Raw genomic sequence first — 17580 nt, forward strand, 5'->3', positions numbered from 1 at the left:
CTGATGGACGGGCCCGGCCGCGGCGCATAGCCTCCGCCGCATGTATTTCCTGTTCCGCCTGCTGGCGCCCCGCCCCTCCTTCCCCGGCGACATGACGCCGGAGGAAGGGGCGTTGATGCAGGCCCATGCCGCCTATTGGTCCGGGCTGATGGCACAGGGCCGGGTGGTGGGCTTCGGCCCCGTGGCCGATCCGCGCGGCGTCTATGGGCTCTGCATCTTTCAGGCACCCGATGCGGAAGCCGCCGCGGCGCTGCTCGGCGGGGATCCGGTGCTGGCCGCCGGGCGCGGCTTCGGGTCGGAACTGCATCCGATGCTCGGCTGCAGCCACCCGGGGGGCGCCGCCTGATGCAGCCCGCGCAGCGCGACGCGCTGCTGGACTTCATCGCCCTGTCCGACCGGCTGAAGCATGTGGAGCGGGCCGCGATGACCGGCCCGCGCCGCGAGAACAGCGCGGAGCATGCCTGGCAGGTCGCGCTCTGCGCCGTGCTGCTGCATGACGCGGTGGAGGGGCCCAAGCCGGATCTTGCCCGCGCACTCTCCATGATCGCGGTGCATGACCTCGTGGAGATCGAGGCGGGTGACACCTTCGCCTTCGACGACCACGGGCTGCTCACCCAGGCGGATCGCGAGGCCGAGGCGGCGCGGCGCCTCTTTGCCATCCTGCCGCCGGCCCTGGGCGAGCATGTCGCCCTTCTCTGGGCGGAGTTCGAGGCCGGGCTGACGCCGGAGGCCCGCTTCGCCATGGGCTGCGACCGCCTCCAGGGCTTCGCCCAGCAGGTCCAGTGCGGCGCCCCGGCCTGGAAGGCGATCGGGCTGACGCATGCACGCAGCCTGGTTCGCATGGGCCCCGCCCTGGCCCTCGGCGCGCCTTTCGCGCCGCTGATCGAGGCGCTCTACAACCGCGCCATGGCCGAGGGACTGCTCTTGCCGTGAGGAGGCCCGCATGAACCGGCGCGAATTCGCATGGGCCCTCTATGACTGGGCCAACAGCGCCTTCCCCACGGTGGTCACCACCTTCGTTATCGCCACTTGGTTCGCCCAGGGGATCGCCCCTGACCCGGTGACGGGGCAGGCGCAATGGGGATGGATGCAGACCCTGGCGGGCATCGCCATCGCCCTGCTCTCGCCGGTGCTGGGCGCGGTGGCGGATGCGGGTGGGCGGCGGCGGCTGATGCTGGCGCTCTGCACCCTGGCCACGGCCGGCTTCACCGCCGCCCTCTGGTTCGCCCGGCCCTCGCCGGACTGGGCGCTCTATGCGCTGGCCTGCGTCGGGCTGGCGACGGTGGCCTTCGAGGTGGGCACCGTCTTCTACAACGCGATGCTCCCGGATGTGGCGCGGCCGGAGCGGATGGGGCGTGTCTCGGGCCTGGCCTGGGGCCTGGGCTATGCGGGCGGGCTGACCTGCCTGGTGGCCTGCCTCTTCGGGCTCATCCAACCCGATCCCGGCTTCTTCGGCTTCGACCGTGCGAGCGGCGAACCGATCCGGGCCACGGCGCTGCTGGTGGCCGCCTGGGTGCTGGTCTTCGGCTGGCCGGTCCTGATGGCGCTGCGCGACCCGCCCGGTGCGCGCCTGGGCTGGGGCGCCGCGGCGCGGGCCGGGCTGCAGGAGATCGGGGAGGTTCTGCGTGGCCTGCCCGCCCGCCCCGCCATGCTGCGCTTCCTCGTCGCCCGCCTGTTCTACACGGATGGGCTGAACACGCTCTTCGCCTTCGGCGCCATCTTCGCGGCCGGCGTGCATGGGCTGAGCTTCCAGCAGGTCCTGCTCTTCGGCATCGCCATGAATGTCTCCGCCGGGCTCGGCGCCGCGCTGGCGGGGCTGGTGGAGGACCGGGTGGGATCGCGCCGCATGGTGCTGGTCTCGCTCTGGTGCCTCTCGGCGATCGGCGTCGCGATCGTGCTGGTGGAGAGCACGGCGCTGTTCTGGGGCCTTTCCCTCGTGCTGGGGCTCTTCTTCGGCCCGGCCCAGGCGGCGTCGCGCACCCTCATGGCGCGGCTGGCGCCGCCGGGGGAGGTGGCGGCGCATTTCGGCCTCTTCGCGCTGTCCGGCCGCATCACCGGCTTCCTCGGCCCCGCCGTGCTCGCGGCCGTGACCCAGGCCAGCGGCAGCCAGCGCGCGGGCATCGCCACCACCGCGTTCTTCATGGCGTTGGGGGCGGTGCTGCTGATGGGCGTGCGAGAGGAGCGCCCCGCTCAGTAGGGGCGCCGGCGTGCCGACCAGACCAGCGGCGCAACCGAGAGGATGATGCCGGAGACCAGGGCACCGATGGCGAGCAGCCCGCCCGGCGTCACGCGCACCTCCGCCTTCAGCGTCACATGCTCCCCCAGGCGCAGGTCCACGCTCGCGCTCTGCATGGCACGTTTGTCATCATTCATGCGGCATCTCCCTGATCGCGTCTTGCCGGCAACAACGCGCGGGCGGTCCGGGGTTAGGCAACTCGGGCCTTTCACCGGCCGGAAAGGGCGGTCTATGCTTCGTTTTGAGGAAAACGATTCAAGGAGTCCGGATGATGGGAAAGATCCCACGCCGCGGCATGTTCGCAGCAGGCCTGGTTCTTGCGGCGCCGCGTGTTCTTCGTGCCCAGGGTAGCCAGCAGCTCGCCATCGCCACCGGTACGACAGGCGGCGTGTACTACCCGCTGGGCGGCGCGCTGGCCAACCTCATCTCCCGCCAGATCCCGGGCATGTCCGCCACGGTGGAGGTGACGGGCGGCTCGGTCGGCAACCTTCAGCTTCTCGGCGCCGGGCGCGTGGGGCTCATCTTCAGCCAGGTGGATGCCGCGGTGGACGCGGTGCGCGGCAATGACCGCTTCCGCGGCCGCCCCGTGCCCGCGCGCGCCATCGCCGTGATCTACACCAACCGCATGCAGGCGGTGACCGTGGCCAGCACGGGGATCAAGTCCATCCCTGACCTCAGGGGCAAGCGCATCTCCACCGGTGCCCCTGGTTCGGCGACGGAGGTGATGGCGCTGCGCCTGCTCGAGGCCGCGGGGCTCGACCCCGCAAAGGACTTCCGCGCGCGCGAACGCCTCTCGCCGGCCGAATCCACCAATGCGGTGAAGGACGGCAAGCTCGACGCGTATATGTTCGTCTCGGGCGTTCCCACCAGCGCGATCACCGATCTCGGCGCCAGCCCCGGCGTGCAGCTGCAGATGATCGACCACGACCAGTACACCGCGAAAATCGTGGAGAAGTACGGCCCGGTCTATTTCAACGAGGTGATCCCGGCCGGCACCTATCCCGGCCAGACCACCGACAACAAGCAGATGTCCGTCGCCAATGTGCTCGCGGTGCGGGAGGACATGCCGGCGGAGATGGTCACGCGGCTGATCCGTATCGCCTGGGAAGGGCGCGAGGACCTGGCGCGCACCCATGCCGAGGCGCGCAACTTCAAGCTGGAAGGCCAGAAGACCGCGGCGGCCGGCATCCCCTGGCACCCCGCGGCGGAAGCCTTCTGGCGCGAGACCGGCGCGAATCTCGGTTGATGCGGCGCGAGGAACTGGCGGCCCCGTCCGACGGGCCGCCGGGCGCCGCATCAGGGCTGGGAACTGGGGGCCTTGGAGTCGGCCTGCCACCGGAGGTGGCGCCCGGTTCGCTGGACGCCGCCACCACGGCCCGCGTCGAGGCGCTGATCGAGGAGGAGGAGGGCGCGCAGCACCGCTTCCGCGGCATCCTCGCCTGGATTGGCACGGCGATGGCGCTGGCGATGAGCCTGTTCCATCTCTGGGCCGCCTGGGACATCGTGCCCACCACCACGTTGCGCTTCGTGCATGTGGGCTTCGCCCTTGCGATCGGCTTCTATCTCTTCCCCGTGGCGAAGCGCTTCCGCCATCGCTTCATGCCGTGGGATGCCGTGCTGATCGCAGCGGGGTTGTATTGCACCTGGTACCTCATCGCCGGCGGCGATGACCTGCAGGACCGCGCGATCTTCCCCGAGCCGATGGACCTCGTCGTCGGCTGGATGCTGGTGGCGCTGGTGCTGGAGGTAACGCGGCGCACGACGGGATGGGTGATGCCGGCCGTGGCTATCGCCTTCCTCGCCTATGCCTTTTTCGGCAACCACCTGCCCGCGCCCTGGACGCACCGGGGCTATGATTCCGAACGGCTGATCCCGCATCTGGCGGTGGGGCTGGACGGCATCTTCGGCACGGCCGTCGATGTCTCGGCCACGCTCATCATCCTCTTCACCATCTATGGCGCCATCCTCCAGCTCTCCGGCGCGGGCAAGTTCTTCGTGGACTTCTCCTTCTCCGTCATGGGCGGGAAGGCGAGCTCCGCCGGGCGCACGGTGGTGCTGTCCTCCTTCCTTCTCGGCGGTCCCTCAGGCTCGGGCGTGGCCACCACGGTCACGCTGGGCACGGTGGCCTGGCCGATGATGAAGAAGGTAGGCTACCGCGCCGCCGATGCCGGCGGGCTGCTCGCGGCCGGCGGGCTGGGCGCCATCATCTCGCCCCCCGTGCTCGGCGCGGCGGCCTTCCTGATCGCCGAGTATCTGAAGATCGGCTATCTCGACGTGCTGCGCATGGCGGTGATCCCGACCTGCCTTTACTACGCCTCGCTGCTCTTCATGGTGGAGCTGGACCAGCGCCGCCTGGGGGCGGCGGGCAAGAACGTGGACGTGCCCTCCGCCACCCCGGCCCGGGAACTGGTGAAGAAGTACGGGTTCCACTTCTCCTCCCTCGTCGCGATCATCGTCTTCATGGTGCTGGGCTACAGCTCCACGCTGGCGGTGCTCTACGCGATGATGGTGGCGGTGGCGCTCTCCTTCATCCGCCGGGAGACGGCCCTGTTCCCGCGCAAGCTGATCGAGGCGTTGGCGATCGGCGCGATCCAGTCGGTGGGCATCGCGGCGACCTGCGCCTGTGCCGGCATCATCGTCGGCGTCATCACGCTGACCGGGCTGGGGCTGAAGTTCTCCGACATCGCCATCCAGGCGGCGAACGGCTCCATCCTGGGCACGGCGCTGTTCACGGGGCTGATCGTCTGGGTGATCGGCCTCGCGGTGCCGGTGACGGCCAGCTACATCATCTGCGCCGTGGTGGCCGCGCCGGCGCTGATGAAGCTCGGCGTGCCGGACTACGCCGCGCATATGTTCGTCTTCTACTACGCAGTGCTGAGCGAGGTGTCCCCGCCCACCGCCCTCTCGCCCTTCGCGGCGGCGGCGATCACGGGGGCGGGGCCGTATTCCACCACGCTGCAGGCCTGGAAATACACGCTGCCGGCCTTCGTCCTGCCCTTCGTCTTCGTGACGGATCCCGAGGGCGTGGGCCTGCTTCTCTCCCTCACGCCGGAGATGACCTGGCTGGATGTCGCCTGGCAGATCCTGCTGGCCACGGCGGGGTTGGCTGCGCTGGCCGCGGCCTGCCAGGGCTACTTCCTGCGCGCGCTGAACGGGGCGGAGCGGGTGGGCTTTGCCCTAGCCGGCCTGCTGCTCGTCTTCCCGGCCCTGCTGGAGGGCATCGTGCCCTGGCTGCCCGCGCCGCACTGGATCGGGCTTGCCCTCGGGGCCGCGCTGCTGGCCTGGCAGGGAAGGGGGCGCGTGGCCGCCTAGGTGCGTGGCCAGCCGGCCCGGCGGGCCGGCTGGCCACGGCGCTTCGGCGCCTACATCACCGTCGGCGGCATTCCGCCCGGGCCCGGCCCGATGGGCGGGATGTCCGGCCCGATGGGGCCGGGCTCCGGCATGTCCGGCTCGGGCGCCGGGTATTCGGGCCCGGGTGCCGGCGGCGGCGAGATCGGACCTGGCACGGGGTTCTCCGGACCGGGCGCAGGGCCAGGGGCTGGGGAGGGGTTCGGCGGTTGGATTTCGGGCGTATCGGACATGGGGGATCCTCTCTTCCCGGGCTCAACGCTCCAGGCCGCCTCTTGTTGGCCCTCGACTTGACCGTTCCCCCCCGCTAAGGCGCCGGGCCATGGCCCTTGCCCCCTCTCTGACCGGCGCGCTGGACCGCCTGCCGGAGACCCGGCGGCCGCGGCTCCTCCTCTCCCTCCTTTGCCTGCTGATGTGGGCGCCCGGCCTTTTCTCCCTGCCGCCGGGGGACCGGGACGAGGCGCGCTTCGCCCAGGCCAGCCGCCAGATGGTGGAGAGCGGCGACTATGTCCGCATCCGCAATGGCGAGGTGGAGCGGAACAAGAAGCCCGTTGGCATTCATTGGGCCCAGGCCGGCATCGTCCACGCGCTGGAAGCCGCCGGCCTGCCTGCGCGCGGCTGGATCGGCAGCTACCGGCTCGCCTCCGCCATCGGGGCCTGGCTGGCAGTGCTGGCCACCTTCTCCCTCGGCCGTGCCCTGGTGGGGCGGCGGGCGGCCTTCCTGGCCTCGGCCCTTCTCGCGGCCTCGCTGCTGCTGGTAGTGGAGACGCATATCGCCAAGACCGATGCGGCGCTGCTGGCCAGCATCGTGGCGGCCATGGGGCTCATGGGCCGGGCCTATCTCGCGCCTTCCACCTTCTCCGCCCTGGCGGCGATCGGCTTCTGGCTCGCCCTCGGGGCGGGGGTGCTGCTGAAGGGGCCGATCGCCCCGATGGTGCCGCTCTTCGCCGGGCTCACCCTTTATGTGGCGGACCGGGGCTGGCGTGTGGGGGCGCCCTGGCTGCGGGTGCTGCGCCCGGCCTGGGGCGCCCCCCTCATGGTCGCCTGTGCCCTGCCCTGGCTGGTAGCCATTGGCATCGCCACGGAAGGCCGCTTCTTCGCCCAGGCGCTGGGCGACGACATGCTCAACAAGGTGGGTTCCGGCGAGGAGGCCCATTGGGGGCCGCCCGGCTACTATCTCCTCACCTTCGGCATCGCCGCCTTCCCCGGCGCCTTCCTCGTGCTGCGGGGGCTGCCCGGCGCCTGGGCGGCGCGGATGCGCCCGGGCACCCGCTTCCTGCTGGCCTGGGCCGCGCCGACCTGGCTGCTCTTCGAGGCGGTGGCGACCAAGCTGCCGCATTACGTCCTGCCGGCCTATCCGGCCCTGCTCCTGCTAGGGGCCGCCTGGGCCTGCGACCCGCTGCGCAAGCCCGCCCCGCGCTGGCTCGCCTGGCTCGGCTGGGCGTCCCTCTTCGGCACCGGCATCGGGCTGGCCATCGGGGCCGTGGCCCTGCCCCTGGTGGCGGATGGGCGGCTCTCTCCGGCCGGGCTGCTGGTCCTGCCGGTGGTGGGGCTCATGCTCTGGGCCGTCCTCCGCGCCGCGCGCCTCGGCGAATGGGCGCGGGGCGGGCTGCTGGCCGCGATCCTGGCGGTGCCGCTCTACGGGCTGGTGCTCGGCGGCGTGTTGCCCGGGCTGACCGCACCCTGGGTTTCGCCCCGCATCGCCGCGATGGTAGCCGCGGAGGGCGTGCCCGCCGAGCGCTTCGGCATCGCCGGCTACCATGAACCCTCGGTGGTCTTCGCCACCGGCACGGCGACGCGCCTCCTCACAGATGGCACCGAAGCCGCGCGCTTCCTCGCTGGCGGGCCCGAGCGGCTGGCCGCGGTGGAAAGCCGTGAGTTCGCGCGCTTCGAGGCCGCGGCCGCCTCCGCCGGCCTCCGTCCCCGCGCGGTCGGGCGCGTGGAGGGCTTCAACTATGTCCGTGGCCGGCGCGTGGCCATCACCCTCTTCCGGGCGTCCTGATCCATGCTGCAGTTCATCGCCGATGTGATGGCGGCCACTGGCACCTTCGGCATCTTCCTTCTGATGCTGGCCGAGAACATCTTCCCGCCCATCCCCTCGGAAGCGATCATGCCCGTGGCCGGCTTCGCCGCCGCCCAGGGCAAGATGGATCCGCTGGCCGTTTTCCTGGCCGGCACCTTCGGCGCCATCCTCGGCAATGCCGCCTGGTACGAGGCCGCCCGCGCGGTGGGCCAGCAGCGGATCGAGCGCCTGGCCGACACGGTGGGCAAGTATTTCGGCATCACCGGGGAGGATGTGCGCGACGCCGCCGCCCTGCTGATCCGCTGGGGCACCTGGGCGGTGTTCCTCTGCCGCTTCCTGCCGGGGCCGCGCACGCTCATCTCGGTGCCCGCCGGCATCGTGCGGATGAACCGCTGGATCTTCTACATCGCCACCAGCATCGGCACGGCCTGCTGGACCGCCTTCCTGATGGCCGCGGGCTGGTGGCTCGAAGGCCAGTGGCAGGAAATCGAACACTGGATGGAGCCGCTAGGCATCGCCGTCGTGGGCGCCGTGCTCCTGGTCTATATCTGGCATCTCTGGCGGACGCGCCACCGCTGGCGCCGGGGCGGGGCAGGGCGGCCGGAGAACCTGCCTCCCCAGGGCTGAATGGGGGCTGTTGCGGACGGGGCTTCGGTCTGGTCTGTCGGTTTGTCCCGGGGAGAGGAAGAAGGAATTCTTCCTCTCCCCGGGCCCCTCACCATCATCTTCTTCTTCGAGTTGGAATCATCCGGCTGACGGTACGCCTGAGGTCGACGACCTCAGGCGACTGCAACCGCAGGGAGGGCACCCTCACCCAGAGATACCTTCGATCCGGGGCATCCACGGCAGTCCGATGGGGTTCCAAGGGCCTCAGGCCCTTGGCGGGCGAGGGCGGAGCCCTCAAGGCAACCCAGGTCCCGTAGGCTTCAGCGCCCCTCGAAGCGCGCGGCGGGTTGCCGAAGGTGGCAGCGGCCTGAGCGGCGTGCGGAGGGCGCGCCTGTGGCGGGCAGGGGCCGGGCAACCGGGCCGCGCCGGGGCCGTTGCTTGGCCTGACCGAACACCGGGAAGGAGGGCCCTATGGCCGAAGCGCAGACCGAGAACCAGCAGCGCGAGAAGGTGCGCGAGCTGATCAAGGACGTGAAGACCACCGTGATGGTGACGCATGGCGACGGCGACAAGCTGCGCGGGCGCCCCATGGTTGCGGCCGGGCTCGACGCCGATGGCAAGACGCTGTGGTTCTTCTCCGGCAGCGGCACGGAGAAGACGGAGGAGATCGCGAAGAACGACCGCGTGCTGCTCTCCTACTCCGACCCGTCGAGCCAGAACTACGTTTCGGTCTCCGGCACGGCGCGCGTGGTGCGTGATGTCGCCAAGCAGAAGGAGCTCTGGCAGGAGACGATGAAGACCTGGTTCCCGGACGGCCCGGAGGATGCGCGGATCGCGCTGATCGCCGTGGAGATGACGGGCGCCGAGTACTGGGACAGCCCCTCTTCCACGCTGCTGCATGCCTACGGCTATGTGAAAGCCGCGGTGACCGGCCAACCGCCGAAGGGCGGCGAGAACGAACGGGTGTCGTTCAGCGGTTCGTAACGCAGCCGTTGTATTTTGATGCGGCGGGCCGGCATGATCGCCGGTCCCGCCTGCGCCGGCGTGCCGGCGCGTCCAGAAGGGATCACGAGCTGTCTCGCCCTTCCGGGTGCGGAGATCCCCCTTGCCTGAGACGCCTCAACTGGACGCGGCGAGCCTTGCGTTCCGCCTCGCGCTTCTGGATGCCGTTCCGGCGGGCCGCCCCCTGGCGGAGCGCTACGCGGCGTTGGAAGCCGCGCGCGACAGCCTCCACCACCTGCTGGAGCGTGGTCCGGCCGTGCCGGACCTTCCCGTCACGCTGCGCCTCATCCAGGACCGTGCCTTTCTCGCCACGGCCCTGTGCAAGGGGTTCGAGGAAGCCTGGGACCAGTTGACCGGCAGGCCCTGAGACGCGGGGGCGCCGTCCCCGGTCAGGCCTGCTTCATCTCGATCAGCGAGCGCCGGATCTTCTGCCCGCGCCGGATGCGGTCCTCGATGAAGCCCGCCTCTCCCCAGCGGATGGCACGGCCGAAGGCCTGGGCGTCCTCCGTCAGCCGCGCGAGCATCTCCAAAACGGCCTCGCGGTTGTTGAGGAAGATGTCGCGCCACATGTCCACGTCGCTCGCCGCGATGCGCGTGAAGTCGCGGAAGCCCGAGGCCGCGAAGCGCAGCACCGCCTCCCGTGTCTCCTGCGCCAGGTCATCCGCCGTGCCGCAGATGGTGAAGGCGATGAGATGCGGCAGGTGGGAGACGATGGCGACGACCTTGTCATGGGTCGCCGCATCCATGGTCTCGATCATCGAACCGGCGCGCTCCCACAGGGCACGGACCTTCTCCACCGCCGCCGGGTCGGCGCCCGGGGGCGGGGTGATGATGCACCAGCGGCCCTTGAACAGCTCCGCGAAGCCCGCATCCGGGCCGGAATGCTCCGTGCCCGCCATGGGATGGGCGGGGATGAGGTGCACGCCCGGCGGCAGCAGCGGCGTCAGGTCCCGCAGCACGCTGCCCTTGGTGGAGCCCACATCGCTGAGGATGCAGCCGGGCGCGAGATGCGGCGCGATATGCGCCATCACCCCGGCATAGGCGCCCACGGGCACGCAGAGGATCACGCCGTCGCAGCCCTCCACGGCCTTGGCGGCATCCGCCTCCACCACATCGGCGATGCCCAACGCCCGCACGCGCTCCAGCGTGTGCTCGCTGCGCGCGGTGGCGACGAGGGTGCGGGCGATGTCGCCCCGCTCCTGCGCCACGCGCAGGATGGAGGAGCCGACGAGGCCCGGGCCGATGATGCAGAGGCGCTGGAAGAGCGGTTCCTCAGGCATGTCGGAACTCGGCCAGGGCATCCAGCACCATCACGCATTCCTCGGCATTGCCGATGGTGATCCGCAGGCAGGTGGGCAGCGCGTAGACGGCAACGCCGCGCACGATGAGCCCGCGGGAGCGCAGATGCGCATCCGCCGCCTTCGCGCGCTCGGCGCTGCCGAAATCCACCAGAAGGAAGTTGCCGTGGCTCGGGTGCACCTTGAGGCCGAGCTTCTCCAGCCCCTGCGTCATCTTCGCGCGCCATTCGCTGTTATGGACGACGCTCTTCTTCACCCAGTCTGCATCCGTCAGCGCGGCGATGCCGGCGGCCATGGCGGAGGCGTTCACGTTGAACGGGCCGCGCACGCGGTTCAGCACGTCGATGATGGCCGCCGGGCCGTAGCACCAGCCCAGGCGCATCCCGCCCAGCCCCCAGACCTTGCTGAAGGTGCGGGTCATCACCGTGTTGCTGCCGGCATCCACCAGCGCCTGGCCGGGGTCGTAATCCGGCGCCTCGACATATTCGGCATAGGCGCTGTCGAGGATCAGCAGGATGTCCTCGCGCAGGCCCGCGCGCAGGCGGTTCACCTCGCTCTGCGGCAGCAGCGCGCCGGTGGGGTTGTTCGGATTGGCCAGGATGACGAGGCGGGTGCGCGGTCCGCAGGCCGCGATCAGCCCGTCCACATCGGCCGCCAGGTCCTTCTCCGGCACCTTGATGATGCTGCAGCCGGCCCAGCGGCCGGTCAGCTCGTACATCAGGAAGCCGTGGGCGGACATGACCAGCTCCGTCCCCTCGCCGCCATAGGCGAGGATGAGGAGCGCCAGCAGCTCGTCCGAGCCATTGCCGGTCACGATGCGCGCGGGGTCGAGCCCGTGGTAGCGGCCGATGGCGTCGCGCAGCGCCGTCGCGCCGCCATCGGGGTAGCGATGCGCCTCGCGCGCGGCTTCGGCGATAGCCTGCACGGCGGCGGGGGGCGGCCCGAAGGCCCCCTCGTTGGAGGAGAGCTTCACGATCCGGTTCACGCCCGGGACCTTCGACTCGCCGCCCACATAGGGCTCGACCGAGAGGATGGAGGGGCGGGGCATCACGGGCATGGGCGGCGTCTCTTCAGCGGGCGGGGGCCGGGGCGGGGCGGGGACGCCCCGGCAGGAGGTCAGGCGGGCTCGGCCTGGGCGGCGGGTGTGTCGGGTTCCGGCTCGGCATATCCGCCGACAGGCCAGGGGCGAAGCGCCGCCAGCCCGGCCAGGCGGGGATCCTCGGGCGCGATCAGCCCCTCCACCTCGGCCAGGGCGCGCAGCCCATCCGCCGAGAGGATCAGGCGCAGGGGCGACAGCCCCGCCGCGGTGAGCGCCCCGACCAGCGCATCGCGGGAGGTATTTGGTGCCCGCTCCAGCCGGAGCAGCCCGCGGTCCCGCGGGGTGGCATCGGCGGCGAAGGCGGCCACCACCATCGCGCTGGGCAGGAGCTGGCCCGGCTGCATGAGGAAGGGCAGCGCCGCGACCACCTGCAGGCGCGGCGCATCCAGGCTGATCCACCAGGCGGCTTCCGGCGGCTCCCCATCGGCCGGGGAGGGGAGGATGGCCACCGAGGCCTCCCCCGCCGAAAGGGCCGCCAGCACGCGGGAGGGGGTGGCATGCGTCCGCAGCGGCGTGTCCAGCCCGAAATGCCCGCGCGCCAGGGGCTCGCAGCCCGCCGTGGTGGCCACCGAGAAGGCCGATTGCAGGCGCAGCGAGGAGGAGATCACCTCCCGCCACAGCCGGACCACGGTGGCACGGGGCATGGGGCCGCCATGCCGGGCGAGCAGCCGGCGGAGGATCATCGCCTCCCGCCCCGGGCGGAAGCTGGCGCCACCGGCCTTCATCCCCTGCGCCGAGAGCTGGGCGGACAGGGCCGAGCGGCGCATGAGGAGGTCGTGCACCGCGTCGTCGATGGCGTCGAACTCCGCGCGGGCGGAGGCCAGCGCGAGGGGTTGCACGACGGAGGGGTCGGTGAGGGCGGGGTCGGACATGGAACCAGGCAATGGGGGCCCGCCGGGTCTAGCGCCCCCTTGGCGAAGCGCCAAGGCGGGAGGTTGCGGAGGGGTGGGGCGGGTCCCGCTATTTGGTGGGCGCGCTCCCGCTGGGGGAATGCGGATGGCCCGGGCATGGAGCCCTGCCAAACCATGCGCCGCCTTGCTCCCCTCCCCCGAGGCTCCTAATCCTCCCCACCATGAATGAGGTTGTTCCGTCCCTGCCGGAGGTGGATCACCAGCGGGTCGTCTTCTCCGATGGCCTGATGCTGGATTGCGGCGTGACGATCACGCCCCTGACGGTGGCGTACCGGACCTACGGCACCCTGAACGCGGCGAGGAGCAACGCTGTGCTGGTCTGCCACGCCCTGACCGGCGACCAGTACCTGGCCGAGACCCAGCCCCTCACGGGCAAGCCGGGCTGGTGGGAGAAGGTGGTCGGGCCCGGCCTGCCGATCGACACGGACCGCTTTTTCGTCATCTGCGCGAATGTGCTGGGCGGCTGTATGGGCAGTTCCGGCCCGCGCGAGGAGATGACGGATGCCGAAGGGCGCGGCCTGGGCCGGCCTTGGGGGATCGATTTCCCCTCCATCACGATCCGCGACATGGTGCGGGCCCAGAAGCGCCTGGTCGAGCATCTCGGGATCGAGCGGCTTCTGGCCGTGGTCGGGGGCTCCATGGGCGGGATGCAGGCGCTGCAATGGGCCGCGACCTACCCCGAGGCCGTCTTCGCCTGCGCGCCCATCGCCACCGCCGCGCATCACTCCGCCCAGAACATTGCCTTCCACGAGGTCGGGCGCGCCGCCATCCATGCCGATCCGGACTGGTGCGGCGGCGCCTATTGGAAGGAGGGGCGGCTGCCGGCGCAGGGTCTCTCGGTGGCGCGCATGGTGGCCCACATCACCTATCTCTCGGAAAGCGCGCTGACACGGAAGTTCGGCCGTCGCCTCCAGGGCGCGAAGGCGCTGACCTTCCTGGAGGACGTCTTCGCGGTGGAGAGCTACCTGCGCCACCAGGGCAGCACCTTCATCCGCCGCTTCGACGCGAACTCCTACCTCACCATCACCCGCGCCATGGACTATTTCGACCTGGCGGCTGACCATGGCGGGGATCTCTCCCTGGCCTTCCAGGGAACCCCGACGCGCTTCTTCGTGGCCTCCTTCTCCTCGGACTGGCTCTTTCCCACGGCGGAAAGCCGGGCGGTCACCCGCGCGCTGAACCGGGCGGCGGCCCGCGTCTCCTTCGTGGAGCTGAATTCCGACAAGGGCCACGACGCTTTCCTGCTGGACGAGCCTGAATTCCATGCGGCGCTGGGCGGCTTCCTGCGCGGCGCGGCCGATGCGGTGGGGGTCTGACCATGGGCATCCGGCCGAAGGAGACGATCCGCTACGTCGCGAAGAACATGCGCCTGGACCTGCGGCTGATCGCGGAGATGATCCCGCAAGGCGCCAAGGTCCTGGACATCGGCTGCGGGGACGGCGCGCTGATCGAGCATCTGACCCGCGAGAAGCACGCCGATGCGCGCGGCATCGAGATCGACATGGCCGAAGCCACGCGGGCGGTGGCCGCGGGCCTGGCCGTGATCCATGGCGATGCGGATGCGGACCTCGCGCACTATCCTGACGGTGCCTTCGACTATGTCGTGCTCTCCCGCACGCTTCAGGCGGTGGAGCGGCCGCGGGAGGTGCTGCGGCAGATGCTGCGCATCGGCACCCATGCCATCGTGTCCTTCCCGAATTTCGGGCACTGGCAGATGCGCTGGCGACTCCTCTCCACCGGCCGGATGCCGGACACGGACACCTGGAACCGGCCCTGGTACGAGACGCCGAACATCCACCCCTGCACCATCCTGGACTTCGTGGCCCTGTGCGAGCAGGACGGCTACGCGGTGGATGGCTGGCTGGCGGTGGATGAGCGCGGGCTGCGCGCCCCCTGGCGCAGGAGCCTGCGCCTGGCGAATTTGTTCGGCGAGCAGGCGCTTTTCCTCCTGCGCCGGAAGGGCTGACCGGCCCCCCCGGGTAAAGGCTGGTCGCCTTTAAAATCAGGTGTCTGGACCCCATATCGGGCCTATGCGCCAGATCCCCGCGGGGCTCCGCGCCAACGCGTCCCCGCCCCTTCCCCGAACCATTCGCCGCCGTGCCGCCCGCCTTGCTGAGGCGGTGCGGGAGAGGCGCGCGCTCGAGCTGCTCTATGGCGGCGCCTGGCGCGTCGTGCACCCGCACGCCATCGGCCAGATGGGCACGGGCCGGCTGGGCCTCCTGACCTGGCAGACCGCTGGCCTTGCTCGCGGTCCCGGTGACCCGGGGGAGGGGTGGCGCATGTTCGACGTGGCCCGGATCGAGGGCACGCGGGCCCTGCGGGCGCATTTCGCCCCCCGCCCCCGCGGCGGCCCGGCCTGGACGGCCGGGATCGACACGCCCATGGCCGAGGTGCTGCCGCGGGCGGAGGCCCTGGCGGAACTGGCGGCGCCCGCAGCAGGCACCGCCCTTCCGGCCGTGGCGTCAGCCTGAGAGGCGAGCCCGCACCGAGCCCAGCTTCTCCGGGTTCCGCATGATGTAGATCGCCACGATCTGTCCGTCCCGGATGTCCAGCGCCGTGGTCTGCGGCAGGCCGTCCGCCTCCAGCGTGACATAGCCGGGCAGGCTGTTGATGCGGCCGAGATGAAGCAGGGGCGGCGGTTCCGGCCGCTTGCGGGCGAGGCCGGCGAAGAACCGCCCGACCTTCTCGGCGCCCTGTATGAGGTTGCGGGCGGCATTGCGGATCCCGCCGCCATCGGTGTGCAGCACCACATCCCCGGCCAGCAGCGCCCGGAGGGACGCCTCGTCCCCGTCGCGGGAAGCCGCGAAGAAGGCCTGGGCGATGCGCCGCGCCTCCTCCTCGGCCACGGCTTGGCGCGGCCTAGCCTCTCCCAGATGCTCGCGGGCGCGGGTCGCGAGCTTGCGGCAGGCCGCCTCGGTGCGGCCGAGCAGGCCGGCGATCTCGGCGAAGGGGGTCTCGAACAGGTCGTGCAGGATGAAGACGGCGCGTTCGGCCGGGGAGAGGCGCTGGAGCGTGAGCAGGAAGGCCACCGAGATGTCCTGCGCGCGCTCATGCGCCGCCTGCTGGGGCGGCTCCTCGCTGTCCAGCAAGGGCTCGGGTAACCAGGGGCCGACATAGCTCTCCCGCCGGTGCCGGGCGGATTTGAGGTGGTCCAGGCTCAGCCGCGCGGTGGTCTTGAGCAGCCAGGCGCGGGGAAGCTGGATCACGCTGCGGTCCGCGGCGTTCCAGCGCAGGAAGGCCTCCTGGGCGATATCCTCCGCCGTCGCCAGCGAACCGGTCATGCGATAGGCGAGCCCGATCAACTCGCCCCGGAGCGGCGCGAAGCCATGCGTCGGGTCGGAACCGGGATCGGGCTCGCCGGCCATGGTCAGGCGGCCGCGGCGGCAGGAAGCTGGCCGGGCACGCTGCGGAAGCCGATGCTGAGGCGGTTCCAGGCGTTGATCGTGCCGATCAGCACCGTGAGGTGCACGATCTCCTGGTCGCTGAAATGGAGGCGGAGCCCGTCATAATCCTCGTCCGGGGCATGGGTCTCGGAGACCAGGGTCAGCGATTCGGTCCAGGCCAGGGCGGCGCGCTCCCGGTCCGTGAAGTGCGGGGCCTCGCGCCAGGCATCCAGCAGCAGCAGGCGGACCGGGTCCTCGCCGGCCTTGATCGCGTCGCGCGCATGCATGTCGATGCAGAAGGCGCAGCCGTTGATCTGCGAGGCGCGGGTCTTCACCAGCTCGATCAGGCTGTGTTCCAGGCCGCTGGAGGTTACGGCCTTCTCCAGCGCCACCATGGCCTGCAGGAGCTTGGGGGCGGCGGCGAAGTAGTTCAGGCGGGGGTTCATGGGGAACATCCTCTCAGGGGTTGCTGCCCATAGGACGAGGCGGCGGAGGCGGATGTGACGGGGCGGCTGCGCTTTTTTCGCCCCGCGCTGTGGCCAGGACGACGCTGACACCGGCCCCGGCCCCGCGCTAGCCTGCGGCCAAGGGCCTCGGGGGAGGTCCGAAGGGGATTTCAGGACGTGGCGGGGTTCATCCTGCGCTTGGGGCTGCTCGCTTTGCTGGGCGGCCTGCTTTCCGCCTGCGGCTCCACCCGCGGGCCGATCGCGGCTGGCCATGGCTATGAGGCGAGCGACGGCTACCAGTCCTGCGTGCCCTATGCCCGGGCGCGTTCGGGCATCGATCTGCGCGGGGATGGCTGGCAGTGGTGGGACGCGGCGCTGGGCCGGTACGACCGCAGCCAGCAACCCCGGCCCGGGGCGGTGCTGGTGCTCCAACGCACCTCCCGTCTGCGGGACGGGCATGTGGCGGTCGTCTCCCGCGTCGAGGGGCCGCGCCAGATCCGGGTGGACCATGCCAACTGGGCCTCGGGCGGGCTGAAGGGCCGGGTGGCGCGGGATCAGCTGGTGGTGGATGTCTCGGCCCGGAACGACTGGTCCGCCGTCCGCGTCTGGTATCCGCCGGCGGGGGTGGTGGGGAACACCGTCTTCCCGGCCCATGGCTTCATCCATCCGAACCGCCGCTGGGCCTCGGCGGCCCTGGCGGACTGAACCCGGGCCGGATGACGGAACGGTCATCTCCCCATTGCGTCCGGGCCCCGCATGGCCCATGTCCCCTTACGGAATTCCACGGGGATGGCGTGGGCCGGTTTACCCCCGGAAGGCGCCGCCCTAGTCTCAACCGCGGAACGTGGCGAAGGCCTCCCGGAAAGGGACCGGTCCGCCAAACCACGCAAGGATATCGGGGCGTCACATGGGTTCGTTCAGCATCTGGCACTGGCTCGTCGTGCTGCTGGTCGTGCTGCTGCTCTTCGGCAGCGGCAAGATCAGCGGTCTGATGGGCGACCTCGCCACGGGCATCAAGTCCTTCAAGAAGAACATCAAGGAAGACGAGCCGGACGCCTCCATGGCGGACAGCACGGCGCATCCGCCGGCCGGCAACCTGCCCCCGCCGAGTGTGCAGGCTTCGTCCGACCCGAACCGCACCGTGGTGCGCCAGCCCCCCGGGCCGGTCTGAACCCAGCCCTTGCGGTCTGACGGCGCGCCGGCTCTGCGAGGGGCCGGCGCGCTGCGT

21 protein-coding genes are annotated in these 17580 nt (G+C 71.0%); 14 read left to right on the forward strand and 7 right to left on the reverse strand.

What is annotated here, in order from left to right; genetic code table 11:
* Positions 1–40: 40 nt before the first annotated feature.
* From BUB97_RS04620 to BUB97_RS04630, 3 genes are read left to right on the forward strand one after another with little or no spacing between them, the layout of a single operon-like run.
* Entirely contained in the window at positions 41–346 is a 306-nt protein-coding gene (locus BUB97_RS04620; RefSeq protein WP_073132001.1) for a YciI family protein, read from the forward strand.
* Complete coding sequence (locus BUB97_RS04625) at positions 346–933, forward strand: HD domain-containing protein (RefSeq protein ID WP_073132007.1); 588 nt, start codon at positions 346–348, stop codon at positions 931–933. Before BUB97_RS04620 ends, BUB97_RS04625 begins: the two co-directional genes overlap by 1 nt.
* A 10-nt stretch (positions 934–943) precedes the next feature.
* Positions 944–2197: an MFS transporter gene (locus BUB97_RS04630; protein WP_073132009.1), complete on the forward strand. Its 1254-nt coding sequence runs from the start codon at positions 944–946 to the stop codon at positions 2195–2197.
* Here the strand turns inward: BUB97_RS04630 and BUB97_RS04635 are convergent.
* Positions 2191–2373 (reverse strand): hypothetical protein, encoded by a 183-nt coding sequence (locus tag BUB97_RS04635; RefSeq protein ID WP_073132011.1) that lies wholly within the window; start codon positions 2371–2373, stop codon positions 2191–2193. The genes BUB97_RS04630 and BUB97_RS04635 overlap by 7 nt on opposite strands.
* Positions 2374–2504: 131 nt before the next feature.
* On the opposite strand from BUB97_RS04635, the gene BUB97_RS04640 reads away from it, so the two are divergent.
* Both BUB97_RS04640 and BUB97_RS04645 read left to right on the forward strand, forming a co-directional pair.
* Positions 2505–3482 carry a TAXI family TRAP transporter solute-binding subunit gene (locus tag BUB97_RS04640; RefSeq protein WP_245818194.1) on the forward strand — a complete coding sequence of 326 codons (978 nt, stop codon included), beginning with the start codon at positions 2505–2507 and terminating at the stop codon, positions 3480–3482.
* Complete coding sequence (locus BUB97_RS04645; RefSeq protein WP_086061903.1) at positions 3482–5548, forward strand: TRAP transporter permease; 2067 nt, start codon at positions 3482–3484, stop codon at positions 5546–5548. Before BUB97_RS04640 ends, BUB97_RS04645 begins: the two co-directional genes overlap by 1 nt.
* A gap of 50 nt (positions 5549–5598) precedes the next feature.
* On the opposite strand, the gene BUB97_RS26105 is transcribed toward BUB97_RS04645, so the two are convergent.
* Positions 5599–5742, reverse strand: coding sequence for a hypothetical protein (locus tag BUB97_RS26105; protein WP_175562558.1), 144 nt, complete (start codon positions 5740–5742; stop codon positions 5599–5601).
* A gap of 164 nt (positions 5743–5906) precedes the next feature.
* Here BUB97_RS26105 and BUB97_RS04650 point away from each other — a divergent pair, with 164 nt between their 5' ends.
* The 4 genes from BUB97_RS04650 to BUB97_RS04665 all read left to right on the forward strand — a co-directional run bounded on the left by BUB97_RS04650 (position 5907) and on the right by BUB97_RS04665 (position 9582).
* Positions 5907–7586: a phospholipid carrier-dependent glycosyltransferase gene (locus tag BUB97_RS04650; RefSeq protein WP_073132016.1), complete on the forward strand. Its 1680-nt coding sequence runs from the start codon at positions 5907–5909 to the stop codon at positions 7584–7586.
* Positions 7587–7589: 3 nt separating this feature from the next.
* Complete coding sequence (locus BUB97_RS04655; protein ID WP_073132019.1) at positions 7590–8234, forward strand: DedA family protein; 645 nt, start codon at positions 7590–7592, stop codon at positions 8232–8234.
* A gap of 450 nt (positions 8235–8684) precedes the next feature.
* Entirely contained in the window at positions 8685–9197 is a 513-nt protein-coding gene (locus BUB97_RS04660; protein ID WP_073132021.1) for a pyridoxamine 5'-phosphate oxidase family protein, read from the forward strand.
* A gap of 121 nt (positions 9198–9318) precedes the next feature.
* Entirely contained in the window at positions 9319–9582 is a 264-nt protein-coding gene (locus BUB97_RS04665; RefSeq protein ID WP_073132024.1) for a hypothetical protein, read from the forward strand.
* 22 nt (positions 9583–9604) lie between these two features.
* Here the strand turns inward: BUB97_RS04665 and BUB97_RS04670 are convergent, their stop codons facing one another.
* Genes BUB97_RS04670 through BUB97_RS04680 form a run of 3 tightly spaced genes read right to left on the reverse strand, consistent with a single transcriptional unit; the run spans position 9605 to position 12484 of the window.
* A complete protein-coding gene (locus tag BUB97_RS04670) occupies positions 9605–10495 on the reverse strand; it encodes a prephenate/arogenate dehydrogenase family protein (RefSeq protein ID WP_175562559.1) in 891 nt (296 codons plus the stop codon).
* Entirely contained in the window at positions 10488–11570 is a 1083-nt protein-coding gene (gene hisC / locus BUB97_RS04675; RefSeq protein WP_073132033.1) for a histidinol-phosphate transaminase, read from the reverse strand. The genes BUB97_RS04670 and hisC overlap by 8 nt, the downstream gene beginning before the upstream one ends.
* Before the next feature lie 59 nt (positions 11571–11629).
* Entirely contained in the window at positions 11630–12484 is an 855-nt protein-coding gene (locus BUB97_RS04680; protein WP_073132036.1) for a chorismate mutase, read from the reverse strand.
* Between the two features lie 200 nt (positions 12485–12684).
* Between BUB97_RS04680 and metX the strand changes: the two genes are divergently transcribed.
* The 3 genes from metX (at position 12685) to BUB97_RS04695 (ending at position 14994) form a co-directional block, all read left to right on the forward strand.
* Entirely contained in the window at positions 12685–13839 is a 1155-nt protein-coding gene (gene metX, locus BUB97_RS04685; RefSeq protein WP_073132038.1) for a homoserine O-acetyltransferase MetX, read from the forward strand.
* A gap of 47 nt (positions 13840–13886) precedes the next feature.
* Complete coding sequence (gene metW / locus BUB97_RS04690) at positions 13887–14489, forward strand: methionine biosynthesis protein MetW (RefSeq protein WP_073132242.1); 603 nt, start codon at positions 13887–13889, stop codon at positions 14487–14489.
* Positions 14490–14553: 64 nt separating this feature from the next.
* Positions 14554–14994, forward strand: a complete 441-nt coding sequence (locus BUB97_RS04695) for a hypothetical protein (protein WP_073132041.1) — start codon at positions 14554–14556, stop codon at positions 14992–14994.
* On the opposite strand, the gene BUB97_RS04700 is transcribed toward BUB97_RS04695, so the two are convergent.
* Positions 14986–15888 (reverse strand): sigma-70 family RNA polymerase sigma factor, encoded by a 903-nt coding sequence (locus BUB97_RS04700; RefSeq protein WP_073132043.1) that lies wholly within the window; start codon positions 15886–15888, stop codon positions 14986–14988. The two genes, BUB97_RS04695 and BUB97_RS04700, sit on opposite strands and share 9 nt — an antisense overlap.
* 2 nt (positions 15889–15890) lie before the next feature.
* Complete coding sequence (locus BUB97_RS04705; protein WP_073132045.1) at positions 15891–16352, reverse strand: carboxymuconolactone decarboxylase family protein; 462 nt, start codon at positions 16350–16352, stop codon at positions 15891–15893.
* A 177-nt stretch (positions 16353–16529) separates the two neighbouring features.
* On the opposite strand from BUB97_RS04705, the gene BUB97_RS04710 reads away from it, so the two are divergent.
* Together BUB97_RS04710 and BUB97_RS04715 are read left to right on the forward strand one after the other, a co-directional pair.
* Positions 16530–17057, forward strand: a complete 528-nt coding sequence (locus tag BUB97_RS04710) for a CHAP domain-containing protein (RefSeq protein WP_245818195.1) — start codon at positions 16530–16532, stop codon at positions 17055–17057.
* Between the two features lie 202 nt (positions 17058–17259).
* Entirely contained in the window at positions 17260–17523 is a 264-nt protein-coding gene (locus tag BUB97_RS04715) for a twin-arginine translocase TatA/TatE family subunit (protein WP_073132048.1), read from the forward strand.
* The last annotated feature ends 57 nt before the right edge of the window (positions 17524–17580 follow it).

This window comes from Muricoccus roseus (assembly GCF_900141905.1).
Lineage (GTDB): Bacteria > Pseudomonadota > Alphaproteobacteria > Acetobacterales > Acetobacteraceae > Roseomonas > Roseomonas rosea.